At 70.2% G+C, this 19035-nt stretch carries 12 protein-coding genes; 5 read left to right on the forward strand and 7 right to left on the reverse strand.

Translation table 11 applies throughout. The features are described 5' to 3' along the window. Positions 1-104 precede the first annotated feature (104 nt). A complete protein-coding gene (locus ACH4S9_RS44170; protein ID WP_398377207.1) occupies positions 105-1058 on the forward strand; it encodes a DUF5996 family protein in 954 nt (317 codons plus the stop codon). On the opposite strand, the gene ACH4S9_RS44175 is transcribed toward ACH4S9_RS44170, so the two are convergent. The 7 genes from ACH4S9_RS44175 to ACH4S9_RS44205 form a co-directional block, all read right to left on the reverse strand. Continuing rightward, positions 1046-3730 (reverse strand): family 78 glycoside hydrolase catalytic domain, encoded by a 2685-nt coding sequence (locus tag ACH4S9_RS44175; protein ID WP_398377208.1) that lies wholly within the window; start codon positions 3728-3730, stop codon positions 1046-1048. The genes ACH4S9_RS44170 and ACH4S9_RS44175 overlap by 13 nt on opposite strands. A gap of 36 nt (positions 3731-3766) precedes the next feature. Beyond that, the gene (locus ACH4S9_RS44180) at positions 3767-5116 is read right to left on the reverse strand and encodes an MFS transporter (protein WP_398377209.1); all 1350 of its coding nucleotides are present in this window, start codon (positions 5114-5116) and stop codon (positions 3767-3769) included. A gap of 145 nt (positions 5117-5261) precedes the next feature. After that, positions 5262-6287 carry an SDR family oxidoreductase gene (locus ACH4S9_RS44185; protein ID WP_311728050.1) on the reverse strand — a complete coding sequence of 342 codons (1026 nt, stop codon included), beginning with the start codon at positions 6285-6287 and terminating at the stop codon, positions 5262-5264. A gap of 80 nt (positions 6288-6367) precedes the next feature. Continuing rightward, positions 6368-8194, reverse strand: a complete 1827-nt coding sequence (gene uidA / locus ACH4S9_RS44190) for a beta-glucuronidase (protein WP_311728049.1) — start codon at positions 8192-8194, stop codon at positions 6368-6370. Between the two features lie 68 nt (positions 8195-8262). Next, on the reverse strand, positions 8263-9087 hold the full coding sequence (locus ACH4S9_RS44195; RefSeq protein WP_398377211.1) for an SDR family NAD(P)-dependent oxidoreductase: 825 nt from the start codon (positions 9085-9087) through the stop codon (positions 8263-8265). A gap of 32 nt (positions 9088-9119) precedes the next feature. Next, on the reverse strand, positions 9120-10322 hold the full coding sequence (locus ACH4S9_RS44200) for a glycoside hydrolase family 1 protein (RefSeq protein WP_385342944.1): 1203 nt from the start codon (positions 10320-10322) through the stop codon (positions 9120-9122). A gap of 347 nt (positions 10323-10669) precedes the next feature. After that, positions 10670-11272 (reverse strand): TetR/AcrR family transcriptional regulator, encoded by a 603-nt coding sequence (locus ACH4S9_RS44205; protein ID WP_358845613.1) that lies wholly within the window; start codon positions 11270-11272, stop codon positions 10670-10672. 286 nt (positions 11273-11558) lie between these two features. On the opposite strand from ACH4S9_RS44205, the gene ACH4S9_RS44210 reads away from it, so the two are divergent. The 4 genes from ACH4S9_RS44210 to ACH4S9_RS44225 all read left to right on the forward strand — a co-directional run bounded on the left by ACH4S9_RS44210 (position 11559) and on the right by ACH4S9_RS44225 (position 19020). Continuing rightward, positions 11559-15191 (forward strand): family 78 glycoside hydrolase catalytic domain, encoded by a 3633-nt coding sequence (locus tag ACH4S9_RS44210; RefSeq protein WP_398377213.1) that lies wholly within the window; start codon positions 11559-11561, stop codon positions 15189-15191. A 185-nt stretch (positions 15192-15376) separates the two neighbouring features. Beyond that, complete coding sequence (locus tag ACH4S9_RS44215) at positions 15377-16546, forward strand: mandelate racemase/muconate lactonizing enzyme family protein (RefSeq protein ID WP_398377216.1); 1170 nt, start codon at positions 15377-15379, stop codon at positions 16544-16546. A gap of 1 nt (position 16547) precedes the next feature. Next, on the forward strand, positions 16548-17594 hold the full coding sequence (locus ACH4S9_RS44220) for a LacI family DNA-binding transcriptional regulator (RefSeq protein WP_398377218.1): 1047 nt from the start codon (positions 16548-16550) through the stop codon (positions 17592-17594). Positions 17595-17649: 55 nt separating this feature from the next. Beyond that, on the forward strand, positions 17650-19020 hold the full coding sequence (locus ACH4S9_RS44225; RefSeq protein ID WP_398377221.1) for an MFS transporter: 1371 nt from the start codon (positions 17650-17652) through the stop codon (positions 19018-19020). Positions 19021-19035: the final 15 nt, after the last annotated feature.

Here is a 19035-nt window from a genome sequence, read left to right on the forward strand (position 1 = left end):
GAGCGAGCAGGAGAAAACGCGGTCGGCGTACAAGAATGGGGAGAAGGCATCACGGTGTTTCCAAGCGCGCCCGCTGTTCCCATCGACAGGCTGGGAGGTTCGTCGTGAGCACGTCTCTCCACGTGTGGCCAAGGCTGGTCTACGAGGACCTGGCTCCCATGGTCGCTTACGTCAACCGGTTTGTGCAGGTCGGAGGCAAGTACACACTCGACGAGCCTTTCGAGGTCGGCTGGGGGAACATCGTCCTCGAAGTCACGCCCCGTGGGCTCAGGACGCCGACGCTGCGGAAGCGGGACGTGACCTTCACCGTGCACTACCGACTCCTCGACGGCGACGTGGTCATCGAAGCGGACTCGGGCTCACGGACCGTGCCGCTGTTCGACGAATCACTGGCCGCGTTCTACACATCGTTCTGCACCGCGGTGAGCGAACTCGGCATTCGCAGGCCGGGCTCCTCGCTGATCTGCGAGATTCCCGATGCCCCGACGACCTTCGGAGACGATCGCGTCGAACGCCACTGGGATCGCCAGGCCGCACGGCTGATGTGGAGCGCGCTGAACCTCGCCGCAGGCGGGCTCGAGGAGTGGCAGGCGCCGTTCCAGGGTCACCGGCCCCGGGTCGGAGTGATGTGGGGCGGCTTCGACCTCTCCGCCACGCGGCATCGCGCACGGCCCACCGCCCCGCCGGCCCACGTTCCGGCGTTCATGCAGAACGCCCAGCTCGAAGAGTATGTGGCGGTGGGATTCACCTTCGGCAGTCCCGAGGCGCCGGATGTGAGCATGTACGCCTACATCTGGCCTCAGCCGGACGGCCTCGAGGGCCGGTCCTGGGGGGTCGACGGAGCGGCCTGGAACCCTGATGCCGGTCTGGTTCTGCTGCCGTGGGCCGCGCTCAGGCAGACAGCAGACCCGCACCAGGCCATCGTCGCGTTCGGTGACGCCGTCTACGACGCCGCCGTGGAGACGGCGGGCTGGCCGTCGGACCTCATGGGGCCCCGCTGCGACGGCTGGTACATGAGCAGGACACCGCCTTCCCCGGTCCACGCTCAGCAGCGCTGATCGCCGGAGGCCTTCCCTGTACGGCGGGTGGCACGGAACCTGCCTGCCGTGGCGGTCTCGGTGGCGCCGTCGGGAAAGACGACACGTGCGGTCGTGGCCGGCGGCACGTCCACGGTGAGGGTCAGCTCGTCGCCGGTCCTCCGCCACTCGACGGTGATCGTGCCCTGCGGGGAGTCGTGGGTGCCCCGGGCCCATGTCAGCGACGGGTGCGGGACGGGCGCGACCTCGAAGGACTCCCAGGCGACCGACCCCGGGGCCTGCCGCAGCCCCAGCGTGTGGGTGTGCAGGAAGCGGATCACGGCGCCCTTGCTGTAGTGGTTCAGGGAGTCGTGCGCGTCCCCGTTCTCGTCGACGCCCTCCCAGTCCTCCCAGATGGTCGTCGCGCCGCGGTCGAGCATGTACAGCCAGGACGGTGCGGTGCGCCGGAAGAGCAGCTCGTAGGCGGTATCGGCGTGGCCGGTGTCGCAGAGCACGGGGAGCAGGTCGCCGGTGGCGAGGAAGCCGGTGCCCAGGTGGGTGCCGGCGGCGCGGATCAGCTCGACGAGGCGTGCGGCGGCGGCCGGGCACAGCTCGTCGGGGACGAGTCCGAGGGAGAGCGCGCGCACATAGGCGGCCTGCGTGTCGCCGGTGGTGCGTCCGTCGGAGGTGAGGAACTCGGTGCGCCAGGCGTCGCGGACGCGCTCGGCGGTCTCGGCATAGCGGGCCGCGTCCTCGGCGCGGCCGAGCACCTTCGCGGCGCGGGCGAGGGTCGATGTCGACCGGTACAGGAACGCCGTGCCGACCTCGCCCTTGTCGGCCGTGAACCAGGCGATCGGGTCGTCCCTGATCGGGTCGGCGCGGGTGCCGTCGGCCGCCTTCGCCTTCGGCTCGGTCCACTCGCCCCAGTGGAAGGAGCCGTCCCAGAGGTACCGCTCGTGCGGCAGCGGCACGGCCGAGCGCTCGATCCGGGACCGGTGACGGGCGGTGCGGGCGGTCCGCAGTGCCCACTCGACCCAGCGGACCATCGCCTCCCAGTTCTCGGCGAGCACCTCCTGGTCGCCGTAGGACCGGTACAGCTCCCAGGGGACGGCGACGATCGCGTCGCCCCAGCCCGCCGAGCCGGTCATCATGGCGAACTGGTCGTCGAGGTGGTGCTTGATGCGGCGGCCGTCGGGCGAGAAGTTGGCGATCCGGCCGTCGGGCAACTGGTCGTCGCGGACGGAGCGGAGCCATTTGCGGCTGAAGCCGAGGACGTCGTACAAACGCGTGGCGGTCGGCGCGAAGACCTGGTAGTCGCCGGTCCAGGCGAGCCGTTCGCGGGTCGGGCAGTCCGTCGGGACATCGACGGCGTTGCCGCGGAAGCTCCAGTCAGCGATCTCATGGAGGCGGTTGAGGTCGTCGTCACTGCACGCGAAGGTGCCGGTGCGGCGCAGATCGGTGTGGACGACGCGCATCGTGAGGCTCGCGGGGTCGAGCGGGGCGCCGTCGCGGCGAAGGCGGGCGTACCGGAAGCCGTGCACGGTGTGGCGTGGCTCGAACACCTCGCCCCGGCCGGCGGAGACGGCCTCGTCGCGCTGGACGAAGGGGACCGGCTCCTCACCGGGGCGGACGGAGTCCAGGTGGGCGGTGGTCAGGTCGCCGTCGGCGCCGATGTGCTCGCCGTAGTCGACGACGGTGCGGGTGCCGGCCGGGCCGAGGTCGCTCAGGGCCGTCCGGCCGGAGGCGTTCTGGCCGAAGTCGGCGATCCAGAGCCCGTCCGCGAGCTGTGTGACGGACCGCGCCGGGCGGGAGCCGACGACGCGTACGGGAGGTGCGGGCGACCAGTCGATCGCGGGAGCCTCGATCTGATCGACGAGGACCGGCCGTTCGGCGCGCGGCCCGGCGCGGAAGTCGGTGGTCTGCCCGTCCATGAGGTCGGCCCGGGTGATGGCCGACCCGGCGCTCGTCCAGGTCTCATCGCTGAGGACGACCTGGTGTGAGCCGTCCTCGTATCTGATGTGCAGTTCGGCGCGTGCGCCGAGCATCGTTCCCCAGCCGGCCGGCAGGCGGAACGCGCCGACCTGGCCCCGGTACCAGCCGTCCGAGAGGACGATCTCGATCCGGTTGCCGCCCGCCCGCACGGCGGCCGTGACGTCGGAGGCCTGGGCGTAGAGGGTGCGGTCGTAGGAGGTGGCGCCGGGGGAGAGCTCGGCGGTGCCGGCCCGCTCGCCGTTCACATACGCCTCGTACACACCGAGCGCCGTCGCGTACAGCCGTGCCGAGCGCACCCCGGGCCGCGCCTCGAACCGGGTCGTCAGGGTGTGGGCCGGACGCTTGCCGTAGCCGGGGTCGCCGGATTCGGCCGGCGATATCCAGCGCGCCCGCCAGTCCTTGTCGAGGAGGCCGACCTCGAAGGTGCTCCACTTCGACCACGGCGACAGGCCGTCGGCGCTGTCGGCGCCGGTGGCTCGGACCCGCCAGGCCACCTGGCGGCCGCTGCACAGCGCCGCCCAGGGCCAGGGGAGGAACCGGTGCCTGCCGGGCGCGACCGCCACCGCGGGCCGCGCCTCGCCGTCGACGGCGCATTGCAGCTCGTATCCCGCCGGGCGCCCCGTGCCCGATGGCGGCTTCCACGACAGGCGGGGCGCGGGGCCCGACACGGCGAACTGATCACCGCCGCTGTCGATGCGCAGGTCATACGGTGCGTTGTTCATGCTCTGCTCTCTCGGGAAGTTGACGAACGTGTCGTGTTACCGGACCGACTTGACCTTGAACTTGATGATCAGGCCGCCGACCAGCGCGAGGACCGCGCCGCCCAGATAGAGCTGCGTGTAGTTCTTGTCGCCGCCGCCGGAGACGCCGATGGTGATGATCAGCGGGGCGATCAGTGGGGCGATGGCGCTGGGAATCTTCTGAGCGAACGCGACGACCGCGAGATAGCGACCCGCCTGCGCCCGGTCCGGGAGGACGGCGAACACGATCGCCTGGTCGACGGCGCTGAACACCGCGATGGCGAGCTGCATCAGCACCGCACCGATGACGAGTTGGGGCAGCGCCTGGGCGAACGCCTCGGTGACGGCCCCGGCGACGAAGATCGCGGACCCGATCAGGGTGAACAGCTTGCGCCGGCCGAGCTTGTCGGAGAGGAAGCCGCCCCCGATGGCGCCCCCGGCCGCTGCCAGCACCCCGATCGTCCCGATCGCCGCCACGACGCCGGCGACCTCCTTGACGGGCAGGTCGAGCCGCTGGGCGTAGAAGAAGGTGCCGAAGGTGGTGTTGAAGTACAGGCCCATGAAGAAGACGAAGCGGCCGAGCCAGTTCCAGCCGAAGTCGGGGTACTTCCGCGGATTGAATCCATAGCTGGCCACCAGGTCCCTGATGGTCACATCGCCGGTGTGGACGAGTTCACGGGAGTCCCCTTCCGGCTTCAAGAGGGGGAACAGGACCAGCATGGTGGCTCCGAGGAGGCCCGGGACCAGAAAGACGAGGAGGGTGCTGGAGGCCACCGCGTACGCGATGCCGATGCCGATCACCGGCGCGATCTGGCTCGTGACGCTGGTCCATGCCGCGATACGGCCGCGCTGCTCCTCGGGGACACGGTCGGCCTGGACGTTCTGGATGGCCTGACTGGCCGTGGACCAGCCGACCATGCCGACGACCCACGACAGGCCCACCAGGAACACCGTCGGTGCGGCGGCGATACCGAAGAGCGCGACGAAACCCAGGACCGTCCCGACGATCATGAACGGGGTTCTGCGACCGAAGCGGGACCGCGTCCGGTCGCTCCAGAAACCGATCAGAGGGCTGAGGACCAGGTAGACGAACTGGGCGGAACCGGTGACGTACCCGAGCAACTCCTCGCGCCCGGGGGCGAGGTCGGAGATCCGCAGCGCCAGCGAGTAGGAGAGCGGAACCATCAGGGCCAGCGAGGAGCCGAAGTTGGCGATCATCATCCAGATGATGTAGCCCGTGTCGATCTTCTTCAGCGGCGGGGCCTCGATCTCGGAGGCCGAGGTCTCGGCCGACGCCTCACCGTCACGCCCGGCCGGCTCGGTCGGCGGTGGTCCTGCCACGCTGATGTCGCGGTCGTTCTGAGGCATGAGGACTCCTTCGTCTCACGATTGCCAGGCGACGCGGCAGCCGGCGGAGGCCGGCACACGCGCTCGTGGGTGAACTGGTGGGGTGACTGCGGAGCGGCACGTAACCGGGCCCGCTCGACGCTCGGCTGCCACCGGCGTTTGCGCATTACTGGACCGACCAGCCCCCGTCGGACGGGAGGACGGCGCCGTTGATGTTGATGCCGTCGTCGCTGAGCAGAAAGGTGATGGAGGCCGCCAGCTGTTCGGCGGTGGCCAGGCTCGGGATCGCCTGCTGGAAGGGGGCGAGGCGGGCGGAACCCGACTGCGACACCTGCGCGGGCATCGGGATGCCGGTCGCCACGCCGCCGGGCGCGACCGCGTTGACCCGGATGCCGTGCGGGCCGTACATGAAGGCGGCAGACCTGGTCAGGCCGATGACACCGTGTTTGGAGACGGTGTACGCGGTGCCCGAGGAGTTGCCGCGCAGCGCCGCCTCCGAGGCGACGTTGACGATCGAGCCTGCACCCGCGGCCATCATGACCGGCAGGACCGCGCGGGACAGTTTGAAGCCGCCGGTGAGATTGATGCCGATGACGCGGTCCCAGATCTCGTCGGAGGTCTCATGGACCGGCGAGAAGTCGTCGTTCACACCGGCCACGTTGGCGAGGGCGTCGATACGGCCGTCGGCCGCAGCGACGATACGGTCGATGTCGTCCTGGCGCGTGATGTCGCCGACGACGGCGGCGATCGCGCCATCGGGGAGGGAGGTGACGAGGTCCTGGAGGCGCGCGGCCGAGACGTCCACACCGATCACGCGGCCGCCTTCCCGGGCGATGCGCGAGGCGGTCGCCCGGCCGATGCCGGAGGCCGCGCCCGTGACGATGACGGTCTTGCCGTCGAACCGTCCGGCCGTGACGCGCTCGGTCCACCGGCTCGGGCCGCTCTCCTCGGCGGGCATGACGCCGTCGTTGACCTGGAGCACGAGTTCGTCGACGACCGCCTGAGGCAGCTGTCCCTGGCTGACGGCGACAAGTTGCTGGAGCGGCAGCGTGCGCACCGGGGCGAGCATCTCCTGCGGTACCCCCGCCTGTTCCAGCAGCGCCTCGATGAGCGGCGCGCCTTTCGGGTGGGTCAGCCATGCGTCGATGGTGCTGTGCGCGGTGAGTGGCGGTGGGGGAGGGGGAGTGGGCATGTGGTTCGACTCCTTTTGGAACGATTCAGAAGTGCGTTTCGCGGCGGATCACGGAGAACGGAGCGGGAGGGGGAGGAGCGTCAGCCGCCCGTGGCCCGGCCCGGCTTCCGCCCGCTCAGACCGTGCCAGCGGCGGCGGAGGGAGAACGCGGCCGTCTTCGGCCTGCGGTCGCGGGTGAACACGCCCTTCTTGTTGCCGTCCACGCGGTGGATGCCGGGGGAGGTCTGGAAGTCGGCGAAGTTCCAGACGTGTTCGCCGACGAACTCGGGGATGCGGTCGAAGACGCGGTGGTACATGGCGAGGTAGTCGCTCTGGTACTCCTCGCTCCACGGGGTGTCCCAGACGGAGTGCAGGCCGGGCTGGGTGTCGGCGCCGTACTCGGACATCATGACCGGCTTGCCGAAGCGCGCCGCCCAGCCGCGCAGATCCTGCTCCAGGGCCTGTTCGGCGGTCGCGAGGTCGCCGGTGAAGAGGTACCAGCCGTAGTAGCGGTTGATGCTCAGCACATCGAACAGGTCGCCGATCAGGTCGTTCCGCGGCGTCGCGAACATGACCGCGGCGTAGGTGAGGGGGCGGGTCGGGTCGAGCTCGCGGGCCAGCTCGACCAGCGGCTCGAAGTATTCGCGGGCGCCGTCCTCGTTGGAGGCCGGTTCATTGGCCAGGCACCACATCACCACGCTCGGGTGGTTCTTGTCCCGTGCGACCAGCTCGCGCAGGTGCTGGGCGTGCGTGTCGCGCGTGGTCCCGCCGAAGTTCTCCGGCGCGAAGGTCGGGGTGGGCGGAACGCCGGTGAGCCCGCCCTGGACTCCCAGGTTCAGGCCGACGGCGGCGGTCTCGTCGATGACGACGATGCCGTGCCGGTCGGCGAATTCGAGCACTTCCTCCGCGTACGGGTAGTGCGCGGTGCGGAAGGAGTTGGCGCCGGTCCACTGAAGGAGCTGAAAGTCGTGGACGAGGTAGGCGTCGTCGTGGCCCTTGCCCCGGACGGGGATGTCCTCGTGTTTGCCGAAACCGGTGAAGTAGAACGGTTCGCCGTTGATGAGGAACTCGGTGCCCCGCACTTCGACGGTGCGGACGCCGAAGGGCTGGGTGTAGCTGTCGACCGGTTCCCCCTCACCGGTCCCGCCGTCGGCGATCAGCTCCACCACGAGGTCGTACAGGTAGGCGGCGCCGGGCTGCCAGAGGGTGACATCCTCGATGCGGAAGGTGCCCTCGGGTCCGTGCGCCTCGGCCACGGTCTCGCCCGTCTCGTCGACCGCGCGCACCCGGACGATCGGCGCGTCGGCGGTCTCGCCGCCGGTCTCCACGCGGTAGTCGACGATGCCGGCCGTGCCGTCCCGTCCGGTGACGACCGTGACGTCCTCCACGAACGTCCGCGGCGTGCTGCACAGGCGGACCGGGCGTGCGATGCCCGCGTAGTTGTAGAAGTCGTGCAGGTAGGACTGGCGTTCGCGGCTGTCGGGGCCCGTCGTGAGGGTGCCCGGTGGAATCGTCTCGTTCGTCAGCCGGTTGTCCACGCCGACGGTGAGCCGGAACTCGGTGCCAGGGCGGACGATCCCGGTCAGGTCCGCCTCGAACGGGGTGTAGCCGCCAGCGTGTTCGGCCACGAGTCGGTCGTCCGCGTAGACCTGTGCGGCGTGGGTGACGGAGCCGAAGCGGAGGACCACCCGCTGCCCCGCCCAGCCGCGCGGCACGCGCACATCGCGCTGGTACCAGGCGACGCCGACATGGTCACGGATCTCCGCGTCCGTGAACAGGTCGTTGTAGCTGGCGGGGACGGGGGCTTCGAGAGGCGAGGCGAGCCGCGACGTCCACGGGGTGGCGGCGGCGCGGGTGCCGAGAGCGAACCGCCACAGGCCGTCGAGGCTGACGATGTCGCGGGTGGGGCTGGTGCGGGGCGAGAGCATGGCGTTCCTACGCGTCGTTGCGGGCGGAGAGGCCCGAGGGGGATGGGGGACTGGTGCGGCGCCGCCGGTTAAATCGTTTCACCGGCGTCGGCGAGGAGCGTGCTCCCCGTCATGAAGGCCGAGAGGTCGCTCGCGCAGAACAGCACCACGCGGGCGATGTCGTCGGGCACGCCGAGCCGGCCGAGCAGGCTCGGCTGCATCACGGACAAGATGTCCCCGGCGTCCGCGCGGGCACCGGCCGCCGCGGCGGCCGCCGCCATGTTCCCCTCGGTCGGCACGTATGTCGGAGCGACGCCCAGGACGCGGATGCCGAACGGTGCGAATTCGAGGGCGAGTTGCCGGGTGATGCCACGCGCCGCGTGCTTGGAGCCGACGTAGGCGGCGAGCCCGGGGGCCGTCCCCCGGAACCCGGCCGTGGAGACGACGTTGACGATGACACCACCGCTCCCGGCCCCGCTCATCCGGCGCGCCGCCTCCCGGGATCCGAGGAAGACACCGCGCGTGTTCACGGCGAACACCTCGTCCCAGGTCCGGTCGGACATCTCCAGTGCGGAAACGCTGGGGAAGATCCCGGCGTTGTTGACCCAGATGTCGACCCCGCCGAACTCCCGGACCGCGAGGTCGGCGGCCGCGACGATGCTCTCGGTGTCGGTGACATCCAGGTGGGCGGCCAGCGCACGGCCCTGGCCGCGGGCGTCGAGGTCCTCGGCGACAGCGGTGGCGAGCCCTTGCTCGATGTCCGTGACGAGTACGTCCGCTCCTGCTTCGACCAGGCGCTCGGCGATGGCCCGGCCCAGTCCGCGGCCGGCGCCGGTCACGACGGCGTGCCGCCCGGACAGTGAGACCAGTTCGGCCAGGGGCCGGGACGAGACGTCGGGTACGGATACCTGCACGATGTGTCCTTCCGGGGTGCGGTGCGGTGCGGTCAGTTGCGCGCGCGGCGGGCGGTCTCGCCCAGCCAGGCCAGGCTGGGCTTGGGGCGGCGCTCGAAGGTCTCGCGGTCCACCTCGACCAGTCCGAAGGTCGGCGCCCAGTGGCCCCACTCGTAGTTGTCGAGGAGGCTCCAGTGCAGATAGCCGCGGACGTCCGCGCCGTCGGCGATCGCCGCCTGGAGGTGCTTGAGCGCGTCGGCGGTGTAGTCGATCCGGCGGGTGTCGTCGTGGGTGGCGATGCCGTTCTCGGTGATCAGGATCGGCATGCCACCGGTGACCTCGGCGGTGTGCCGCACGGCGATACCCAGGGCGTCGGGCCGGTAGGCGGTTCCCACGAGCGTGTTGTCCGGGTGCTGCGGGTGGGGCTCGATGCCGTCCGGGCGGACCCACTGGCTGGAGTACGACTGCACGCCGACGAAGTCGTCGCCGCGCGCTCCCTCCAGGTAGAGGTCCTCCCAGACGTACTCCAGCTCCCGCTTCTTCTCGTCGGCCCCCGGGCGGGCGACGAAGGCGCGGTTGGCGACCGTCCAGCCGACCTTGGCGCCGGTGCGCTCGCGCAGCACGTCCCGTACGGCGTGGTGTGCCTCGATCAACCGCTCGCCGATCTTCACATCGGGGGCCGGCAGCGGTGGGCGCGGGCCCTCGTTGTCGACGGTGGGGCTCTGCCACTCCCCGGCCGCCTGCTGGTTCCGCATGGCCTGGGCCATGCCGACCATGATGGCCAGCATGTTCGGCTCGTTCATCGTGACGACCCACTCGACGCCGTCGAGAATCGGTGAGACCGCCTCGGCGTACGCCTTGAACCGCTCGGCGGCGCGGTCGCCGAGCCAGCCGCCCTCCTGCGCGAACCAGAGCGGGCTGGTGAAGTGGTGCAGTGTCACGACCGGGGTCAGGCCGAGCTCGAATGCCGTCTCGATCATGCGCCGGTAGTGGGCCAGTTCCGCCCGCGAGATCAGGCCGGGGACCGGCTCGATCCGGGCCCACTCGATTCCGAAGCGGTAGGCGTTGAGCCCGGCGTCGGCGAGCAGTCGCATGTCCTCGCGGTACCGGTGGTAGCTGTCGCACGCGTCGCCGCTGCGCTCCATGCCGGGCACGCGCCCCTCGCTCGCCCAGAAGTCGCTGTTGAGGTTGTTGCCCTCGATCTGGTGCGGTGCGGTGGAGGCTCCCCAGAGGAACCCGGGGGCGAGTTCGGTCATCGTCGACTGCCTTTCTGAGCGTCGGTGGTGACGGGCCTGATGGCGCTTGCGCTGCGACGGCAGTCGCGCGGGGAGGCGGATGCCTTCGTCAGTGCGCCGCTGCGCTGGTACGCCGACGTGTGAGCGTCAACTTTTACCAGGTGGTTGGTTTTCGTGATCGGACGCTAGACCGGGATCGCGAGTGCGGGAAGTTGCCGTTCGGCTTCGTGATCAGAGCGTTATCCGGCCGCGGATCGCATGAGCGCGGAGAGCGGGCGCGCGAAAAGTGGCGGTACGGCTTGTCGCAGGTGAGGGGTGTGGGCGCGGGCATCCTGCCCGGCGGCCGGCCGGACCGGGTGGCGCTCCGCCTACTGGTCGTCCTGGTCGAGAAGCAGGCGCACGAAGTCGCTGATGGGTCCGACGATGTCGAGATCCTGGTCGAGCACCCACTGCAACTGGAGCCCGTTGAGCACGGCATGGAAGAGGACCGCGGCGCTCTCGGGGCTGAGGTCCCCGCGCAGCTTGCCGCGGGCCGCCTCGTCGTGGAGTCCCTCGGCGAACTGCCTGCGCCCGCGTTCGTAGCGCTCGGCGAAGTACGCGTGGGCGGGGTGGTCCGGGCGTGAGGCCGCGGCGGCGAGCTCGATCCACAGGCGCATCAGCTCGGGGGCCTTCTGGTGGTGGCGGATGAGCTCGCCGAGGTAGGGCGCGAGCTGGTCCGGGCTCTCGACCTGCGCGAGGCCCTGCTGCCACTCTTGGGAGTCCCGCTCGGCCAGAACCTCGGCAAGGAGCTCGTCCTTGTTGCGGAAGTGGTGGAGGAGGCCGGCGTGGGTGATGCCGGCCCTTTCCGCGATGTCGCGCAGGGAGGCCTTGGCGTAGCCGTTCTCGGCGAAGCTGTCGCGTGCCGCCCGTACGATCTCCGCTCTGCGGGCCGGCGTCTTGGCGTACGGCCCACGTGCCTTGGCCTGGCCCACGGTGCGCTCACTTTCCCCAACGAAGCCGGTCCGGATCGGTCGTGCGCATCAGCTGAGCGTCAAAATCTACCACAAGGTTGGGATTCGCTGGGCGTGTCGTGACGCCAGACCATTGTGCTCCCCCTCGGGTTGTCCCTAAGCTTTCCACTTGGAAGGTATTGAATCGTTTCAAGCCTCAGCCCATTTCAAGCCCTGCCGTTTCAAGTGCAGTGCGCTGACGAAAGGAATCCGAGCCATGGCCGAGGAGAGCAGAAGTGCGCTGAGCCGTCGACACATGCTGGGCGTCATGACGGCGGCCGCAGCCGGGGCCTCCCTCCCGCTCGCGGCCGCGCCGAACACCCTGGCGTCGACCGGCGGCGGACACCGCTCCGCCCCCGCGAACCTCCAGGTCAACTCCCAGGTCGCACCGCTGGGCACGGAGACCGCCCCGGCCTTCGGCTGGGTGCCTCCGGTGGCCCGCCAGACCGCGTACGAGATCCAGGTCGGCACCGCGCCCGGCAAGGCGGATATCTGGAGCAGCGGCAAGGTGGCCGGCTCGAACAGCACCGAGGTGCCCTACGGGGGCGCGAGTCTCCGGTCGGAGCAGGCGTACTTCTGGCGGGTGCGGACCTGGGACGAGAAGGGCGCCCCCGGCGCCTGGAGCGAGTCCGCGGTATGGGAGACCGGCCTGCTGAAGGGGGAGAAGGACTGGTCGGGCGCCCGGTGGATCGGTGGCCGTACGGCGCAGGACCACGACTGGCGGGACCTCACCGCGACCGTCGTCTTCCGCGGCGGCTCCGACCCCGCGAGCGGGCTCTCCCTGCTGCTGCGGGCCGAGCCCATCGGCAAGACCTGGGGCGAGGGGCTCGTCTGGACCCTCCAGCAGAGCGGCGACACCATGCGGCTGGCGATGAAGACCAGCCACTACGCGGGCAACACCTGGGTGGACGACGGCACCTCCGAGCCCGACTGGGGCGTCAACCGGTACGACCCCCAGAGCGAGACCAACCCCACCACCGCGGGTACCCGCGGTGTCCCCGTCGGCACGGTCGCCCTCCCCGCCTCGACCGGGCTGACCAAGGACACCTGGGCCACCCGCGACCACACGGTGGTGGTCTCCGTCCGCGGCCTCACCGTGACCACCAGGGTCAACGACATCGAGGTCGACAGCCGCACACTCACCGGGGACCAGATCCGCCGCCACGGCAGCTTCGGTTTCGCCGGTGGCACCGACGCCACCGTGCGCAGCGTCAAGGTGACCGGTACCGGCGCCCCCGACTTCTCCGTGGACCTGACCACGGGCGCCAACCCGTTCGAGAGCGGCATCGGCACCCTCGCGGGCCTGACCTTCCCGCCCAAGAACCCGTACCTTCCGGCCAAGAACGCCGTGCTGCCCATCGCCAACCCCGCGCCGCTGCTGCGCCGCGCGTTCACGCTGCCCCGTGGCCGGCGCATAGCCAGGGCACGCCTGCACCTGAGCGCCGCGGGCAACGTCACCTTCACCGTCAACGGCGAGCCGATCACCGTCGACGGCAAGCGGGCGGCCCGGGACCGCGCCAACGTGCCCCGGCTGCTCACCGACCAGAGCACCTACGACCGTACGGTGCTCTATGACACCTTCGACGTCACCGGGCTGCTCGACGCGGGCCGGGAGAACGCCGTCGCCGCCGAGCTCGGGCGCGGCTGGTACGGAGTGACGACACCCCAGGAGTGGTACTGGCAGCTCGCGCCCTACGCCGGCCAGCCCCGCATGCGGGCGAAGCTCGTCGTGACCTACACCGACGGCTCGGCCACCACACTGGTCACGGACGAGGACTGGCTCGGCGCGGACGGCCCCACCACGTTCGACTCGGTCTACTCGGGGGAGAAGTACGACGCCCGCCGCGCCGAGGAACTGGGCGACTGGCGCTCGGCCGGCTACCGCACCGGCCGCGACTGGCGCCCGGCCACCGCGCTGATCCCGCCGGGCAGCTGCGCGGCCCCCGAGCCGAAGTACCACGGCCTGCTCCCGGCCACCACGGTCCCCGAGGGCTTCAAGCCCGCCGCCGTACGGGCCCACGAGGCGGAGCCGGTGCTGGTCAACCGGACGCTGCGCCCGGTGTCGATCACCGAGTCCGCCCCCGGCTCGGGCATCTGGATCCTGGACTACGGCCAGATCCTGACCGGCTTCGTCCGCCTCGGCCTCAGCGGCGTACGCCCCGACAAGCAGGGCCTCACCCTGCGGCTGCGCGGAGGCAACCGCATCACCACCGGCGACTCCACGACGGCCTCGCCGTTCTCCGTCGAGGAGGAGAACTTCCAGCACGACGCCAACCTCCAGACCCACTACTACACCGTCGGCAAGCGGTCCACTCAGGGCTGGGAACAGCAGTTCAGCCACTTCGGCTTCCGCTACCTGGAGGTCATGAACCTCGAAGCCGTCCTCGGCCGGGCGCCCGACCTGGGGCGGGACGCCGACGTGCTGACGGTGGAGGTCGCCCGCTCCGGCTTCGCCCGCACCGGCACGTTCACCACGGACAACGCCCTGCTCAACCGGGTCCGGCGCAACCTGGAGTGGGCCGAGCAGAACAACCTGGTGCAGAAGCCCACCGACACCCCGTCGCGGGAGAAGAACGGCTGGACCGGCGACGCCATGGCCAGCTCCGAGTCCCAGTCCCTCACCTGGGACGTCAACGCCCTCCTCACCAACTATCTGCGCCACTTCCCCGACACCCAGATCTCCACCGGCCAGCTGCCCATGTTCGTCCCCCTGGCCAAGGGCGGCTACGGCTACGACCACACCCCCGGCTGGAACGCCGCGTGGAAGGCGGTGCCGGCCTGGGACTCGGCGTACTTCGTCATCCCGAGGGAACTGCACACGTACTACGGCAACAGCAGCTTGTTCGCCGAGCTCTACGACCACCAGGACACGCTCCTGAAGTACTACGAGACGCTGTTCACCGCCGAGAACGACTACAGGTTCGAAGCCTCCCTCGGCGCCTACTCCGGTGCCGAGCCGCCCGGCAGCAACGCCGTCATCAGCCTCGCCTTCTACATCCACTTCTGCGACTACATGGACGAGGTGGGACGCCGACTCGGCCGCACCGAGCGCGCCGCCCACTACACGAAGCTGGCGCGCACCCTGCGCAAGGCGTTCATCGCCAACTACTGGGACACGTCTCAAGGCCACTTCACCCAGGGCAGCATCTCCAGCGAGAACACCATCGCCATCGCCTTCGACCTGGTCCCAGGCTCGGACCTGAGCCCCGACGACCCCCGCCACCTGGCCGGCACCAAGACACTCGCCGAGAACAAGAGGGCCCTCGCGAAGCTGCTCGCCGACCGCATCGCCGCGGCGGATCACCACATCCAGAACGACATGTACGGGTCGCGCTACGAGTTCAACATCCTCAGCGAGTACGGCTACACCGACATCGCCCTCAAGGCCGTCACCCAGACCGGCGCTCCCGGCTACGTCCACCAGATCGCCAAGGGCGCCACCTCGCTGTGGGAGCAGTGGACCGACCGGCTCTCGGTCAACCACCACTACCGCTCCAACGTGGCCACCTGGTTCTACCAGAGCCTGGCCGGCATCAGGCCGACCGCCACCGCCTACGAATCGCTGCGCATCCGCCCGTACATCCCGGCGGCCGAGGTCAACAGCCGGGTTCCGAAGGACACACAGGACACCGACCTGGCGCCCGCGACCCTCGGCCACGTCAGCGCCTCCATCGACACCGTGCGCGGCACGGTGTCCTCGGAATGGCGGCGCCGCCCGGACGGCAGGATCGACCTCGCGGTGACCATCCCGCACAACACCGAGGCCGAGATCTGGGTCCCCACCCAGGGCAAGCCCGTCACCGTGCCCCGAGGTGTCGCCTTCGTCCGCGACGACACCTCGGGAGGAGCCCGCTACGGGGTCTACCGGGCCCGCGCGGGTTCGTACCGCTTCAACGCCTGATGGCCTGACCCCGTGCGAGCGGGGTCACCACCAGATGGTGCGGGCGACGTCGTGCGCACGTCCGAACCGCCCCTCGGCCGGCCTCAAGAGCCCCTCGACTCACTCTTGACACGAGGCTGCGCGTGGGCCGATATTTCCTGGAATCGGTTCCGGAACCGATTCCGGAACCGATTCCAGGAGCCAGGATGACCCTCCCGAGCACCGTCAGCGAACAAGCCCCGTGGGCCAGTGGCGCCTCTGGGCTGACCATCACCGGCGTTGACGTCGTGGCGGTGCGTGCCCCGCTGGCCCGCGAGTTCAAGGGCAGCTTCTACCGGATGACCCATCGGGCGACGCTGATCACTCGGGTCCGCACTGAGGAGGGCATCGTCGGGGAGGCCTACGTGGGCGACGAGGACGGCGCCCTCGCCGAGATCGCCGCGATCACCACGCGCGAGATCGCCCCGCGCCTGATCGGCGAGGACGCCTTCGCCACCGAACGCTGCTGGGACCTCGCCTATCCGGTCACCTATGACATCCTGCGGGACCGCCGTCACGGCCTGGTGGCGCTGGCCGGTGTCGACACCGCCATATGGGACGCCGTCGGCAAGGCGCTGCGGCTGCCGCTGCACCGGCTGTGGGGCGGCTACCACCGCGAGATCCCCCTGATGGCGATCGGCGGATACTACGGAGAACCGCTGGGCGCCATCGAGGACGAGATCGCCTTCTACAAGGACCGCGGGCTGGCCGGTATGAAGTTCAAGGTCGGCGGCGCCTCGCCCGAGGTCGATGCCAAGCGGGTCGCGGCCGCGCGGGAGGCGGCCGGCGACGACTTCGTCATCACGGTGGACGCCAATCAGGGCTACACCGTGGCCGAGGCGCTGGAGTTCGCCTGGCGCGTCGAGGATCTCGGTATCCGCTGGTTCGAGGAGCCGGTGCGCTGGCACAACGACCGCCGTTCGCTGCGTGACGTCCGTATGCGCACCCGCATTCCGGTCGCCGCGGGCCAGAGCGAGTACAGCGCCAGCGGCTGCCGGGACCTGATGGAGGCCGGGGCCATCGATGTCTGCAACTTCGACGCCTCCTGGTCCGGGGGGCCGACGGCGTGGCGCCGTGCCGCCGCCATCGCCACCTCGTACGACGTCCAGATGGGACACCACGAGGAGCCGCAGGTCGCCGCCCATCTGCTGGCCAGCCAGTCACACGGCACCTATGCCGAGTGTTTTCATCCCGACCGGGATCCGTTCTGGTGGCATCTGATAGCCACGGAGCGGCGGCTGGTGGACGGCAAGCTCCAGCTCTCCGACGCCCCCGGCCTCGGCTGGGAGCTGGACGAGGACTACATCGCCGGGCACCGCCTCGAGCTGGGGGCGTGACATGCCGAACGATCCCAGCTCCGGGATGCGTGGCAGCCGGCCGCACCGCGTGGCGATCCGCGAGGTCGCCGAGTACGCCGGAGTGGCGGTGTCCTCCGTCTCCCGCGTCATCTCCGGGCATCCCGACGTCAGCGAGAAGATGCGCCGGAAGGTGCTGAAGGCCATCGACGAGCTGGGCTTCGTCCCGGATCTGGCGGCGCAGAGCATCCGCACCGGCGCGACGAAGACCATCGGCTTCGTCATCAGCGACATACGCAACCCGCTGCTCGCCGAGATCGCGCACGCGGCCGAGACCCGCCTGCGCGAACGCGGTTACACGCTGTTCATGATGAGCTCACTGCACGACCCCGAGCTGGAGGCCGAGCATCTGCGCCGACTCGCCCAGCATCGGGTGGACGGGCTGCTGGTGTCGGTCACCGACGAGAAGAACCAGGAAACCGTCGAGTTGCTCTCCAAGGCCGGCGTCCCCATCGTGCTGATCGACCGCGACATCCCCGACCTGCCCGCCGCCTCCGCCGCCCGCTTCGACCACGCCAGCGGACTGACCGCCGCGGTGCGGCACCTCGTCGAGCTCGGCCACCGTTCGATCGGCCTGGTCAGCGGCTCGGCCAACACCCGTCCCTCCCGGGAGCGCGAGCAGGCGCTGTACCGGATCGCGGCACAGCTGGGTGTCACGGCCCACGCCCACAGCGGGGACTTCGCCATGGAACACGGGGCCAAGGCCACCCACGCGCTGCTGAGCGGCGAGGACCGACCGACGGCGCTGATCGCGGGCTCCAACCAGATTCTGGTCGGCGTGCTCTCGGCCCTCGCCGGGCTCCCGTACCAGGTTCCCCGGGATCTCTCGCTCGTCACCTGTGACGACGCGCCGATGGCGGCCTTCCTCCAGCCCCGGCTGGCGACGATCCGCCGGGACGTCGCCCAGATCGGGCGCGTCAGCGCCGATCTGCTGCTGGAAGCCCTGGCCGGCGACGCGGCCCGGTCCGTCGAGCTGCCGACCCGATTCGACCACGCGGAGTCCTGCGCGGCTCCGTCCCCGAACCGGTGACCGCCACCGGTCACCTCAACGAGCCGCCGCTTCAATGAAGAAGCAAGGAGAAGCCATGTCCTCCCCCTCGGCACCGGGCGCCACCACAGGCGCCGCAACCACACCCTCCTCCGCCGCCGAAGACCGCGCCAATCTGCGCCGCGCCCGCTGGGGCGGCCTGGTGGGCACCGCCCTCGAGCAGTACGACTTCGTGATCTACGGGACCGCGTCCGCGCTGGTCTTCAACTCGGTGTTCTTCCCCGACCTGAGCCCGGCCGTGGGCTACCTCGGCAGCTTCGGGGCGTATGCCGTCGGCTTTCTCGCCCGGCCGCTGGGCGGTCTGTTCTTCTCCCGCTTCGGGGACCGGCTCGGCCGCAAGTGGGTGCTGGTCACCACGCTGTATCTGATGGGCATCGCCACCTTTCTGATCGGCCTGCTGCCGACGTACGAGACCATCGGGTTCTTCGCGCCCCTGCTGCTGGTTCTGCTGCGCTGTCTCCAGGGCTTCGGAGCCGGCGCCGAAATGGCCGGTGGCACCGTGCTGTTGACCGAGGCGGCGCCACCCGGCAGACGCGGCTACACCGCCTCGCTGGTGTGGGTCGGGGCCTCGGGGGGCACCGCGCTGGGCGCTGTGGTCTGGCTGGCGGTCCAGCAACTGCCCGAGGACGCGATGCTGAGTTACGGCTGGCGGCTGGTGTTCCTCAGCTCCATCGTCGTCACAGGCATGGCGTACCTGCTGCGGCGCAAGCTCCAGGACTCCCATGTCTTCACCGAAACCGCGAAGGAGAAGGCCAAGGAGGACGCGGCGGACCCACGGCCCTCGCCGATCAAGGACGTGTGGACCAACAGCCGCCGGAACGTGCTGCGGGTTTTTCTGATGGTGGCCGGGGTCAGCCTCAACTCGTACACCTACCAGGTGTTCATGGGCAGCTACCTGGTGTCGAACGTCGACGTGGACAAGGCCGTGTTCACCCGCGCGCTGCTGATCGGCGCGATCTGCGGAATGGGCGCGGCGGTGTTCTTCGGCCGGCTGTCGGACCGGCTCGGCCGGAGGCCCGCGTACACGGTCGCGGCCCTGGGGATGATGATCCTTCCGGTCCCGGCCTTCGCGATGCTGAACACCGGGAGCCCCGTGCTGATCACGATAGTGATCATTCTGGGCTTCATCTTCGCGGCCGAGGGCTCGGTGAGCGCCCAGGCGGCGTTTCTGCCGGAGATCTTCGGCAGCCGCTATCGCTACGCCGGGGTCACCATGGGGCGCGAGCTGGCCTCCATGGTCGGCGGCGCCGGGCCGCTGGTCTGCTCGGCCCTGATCACCTGGGCGAGCGGCAGCTGGATCCCGGTGGCGGTGTTGATGATCGCCACCGTCGCGGTCAGCCTGGCCGTCACCCTGCGCACACCGGAGACCCGGGACCGGGACCTGTACTCCGAGGCCGACGCGGCCTGACCACAGAACCACCAC

The organism is Streptomyces sp. NPDC021225, from assembly GCF_044332865.1.
Lineage (GTDB): Bacteria > Actinomycetota > Actinomycetes > Streptomycetales > Streptomycetaceae > Streptomyces.

Bases quoted from the DNA above. Each gene is read 5' to 3' on its own strand.
- ACH4S9_RS44175 (WP_398377208.1), bottom strand. From the start codon at position 3,730: ATGAACAACGCACCGTATGACCTGCGCATCGACAGCGGCGGTGATCAG.
- ACH4S9_RS44180 (WP_398377209.1), bottom strand. From the start codon at position 5,116: ATGCCTCAGAACGACCGCGACATCAGCGTGGCAGGACCACCGCCGACC.
- ACH4S9_RS44185 (WP_311728050.1), bottom strand. From the start codon at position 6,287: ATGCCCACTCCCCCTCCCCCACCGCCACTCACCGCGCACAGCACCATC.
- uidA (WP_311728049.1), bottom strand. From the start codon at position 8,194: ATGCTCTCGCCCCGCACCAGCCCCACCCGCGACATCGTCAGCCTCGAC.
- ACH4S9_RS44200 (WP_385342944.1), bottom strand. From the start codon at position 10,322: ATGACCGAACTCGCCCCCGGGTTCCTCTGGGGAGCCTCCACCGCACCG.
- ACH4S9_RS44210 (WP_398377213.1), top strand. From the start codon at position 11,559: ATGACGGCGGCCGCAGCCGGGGCCTCCCTCCCGCTCGCGGCCGCGCCG.
- ACH4S9_RS44215 (WP_398377216.1), top strand. From the start codon at position 15,377: ATGACCCTCCCGAGCACCGTCAGCGAACAAGCCCCGTGGGCCAGTGGC.
- ACH4S9_RS44220 (WP_398377218.1), top strand. From the start codon at position 16,548: ATGCCGAACGATCCCAGCTCCGGGATGCGTGGCAGCCGGCCGCACCGC.
- ACH4S9_RS44225 (WP_398377221.1), top strand. From the start codon at position 17,650: ATGTCCTCCCCCTCGGCACCGGGCGCCACCACAGGCGCCGCAACCACA.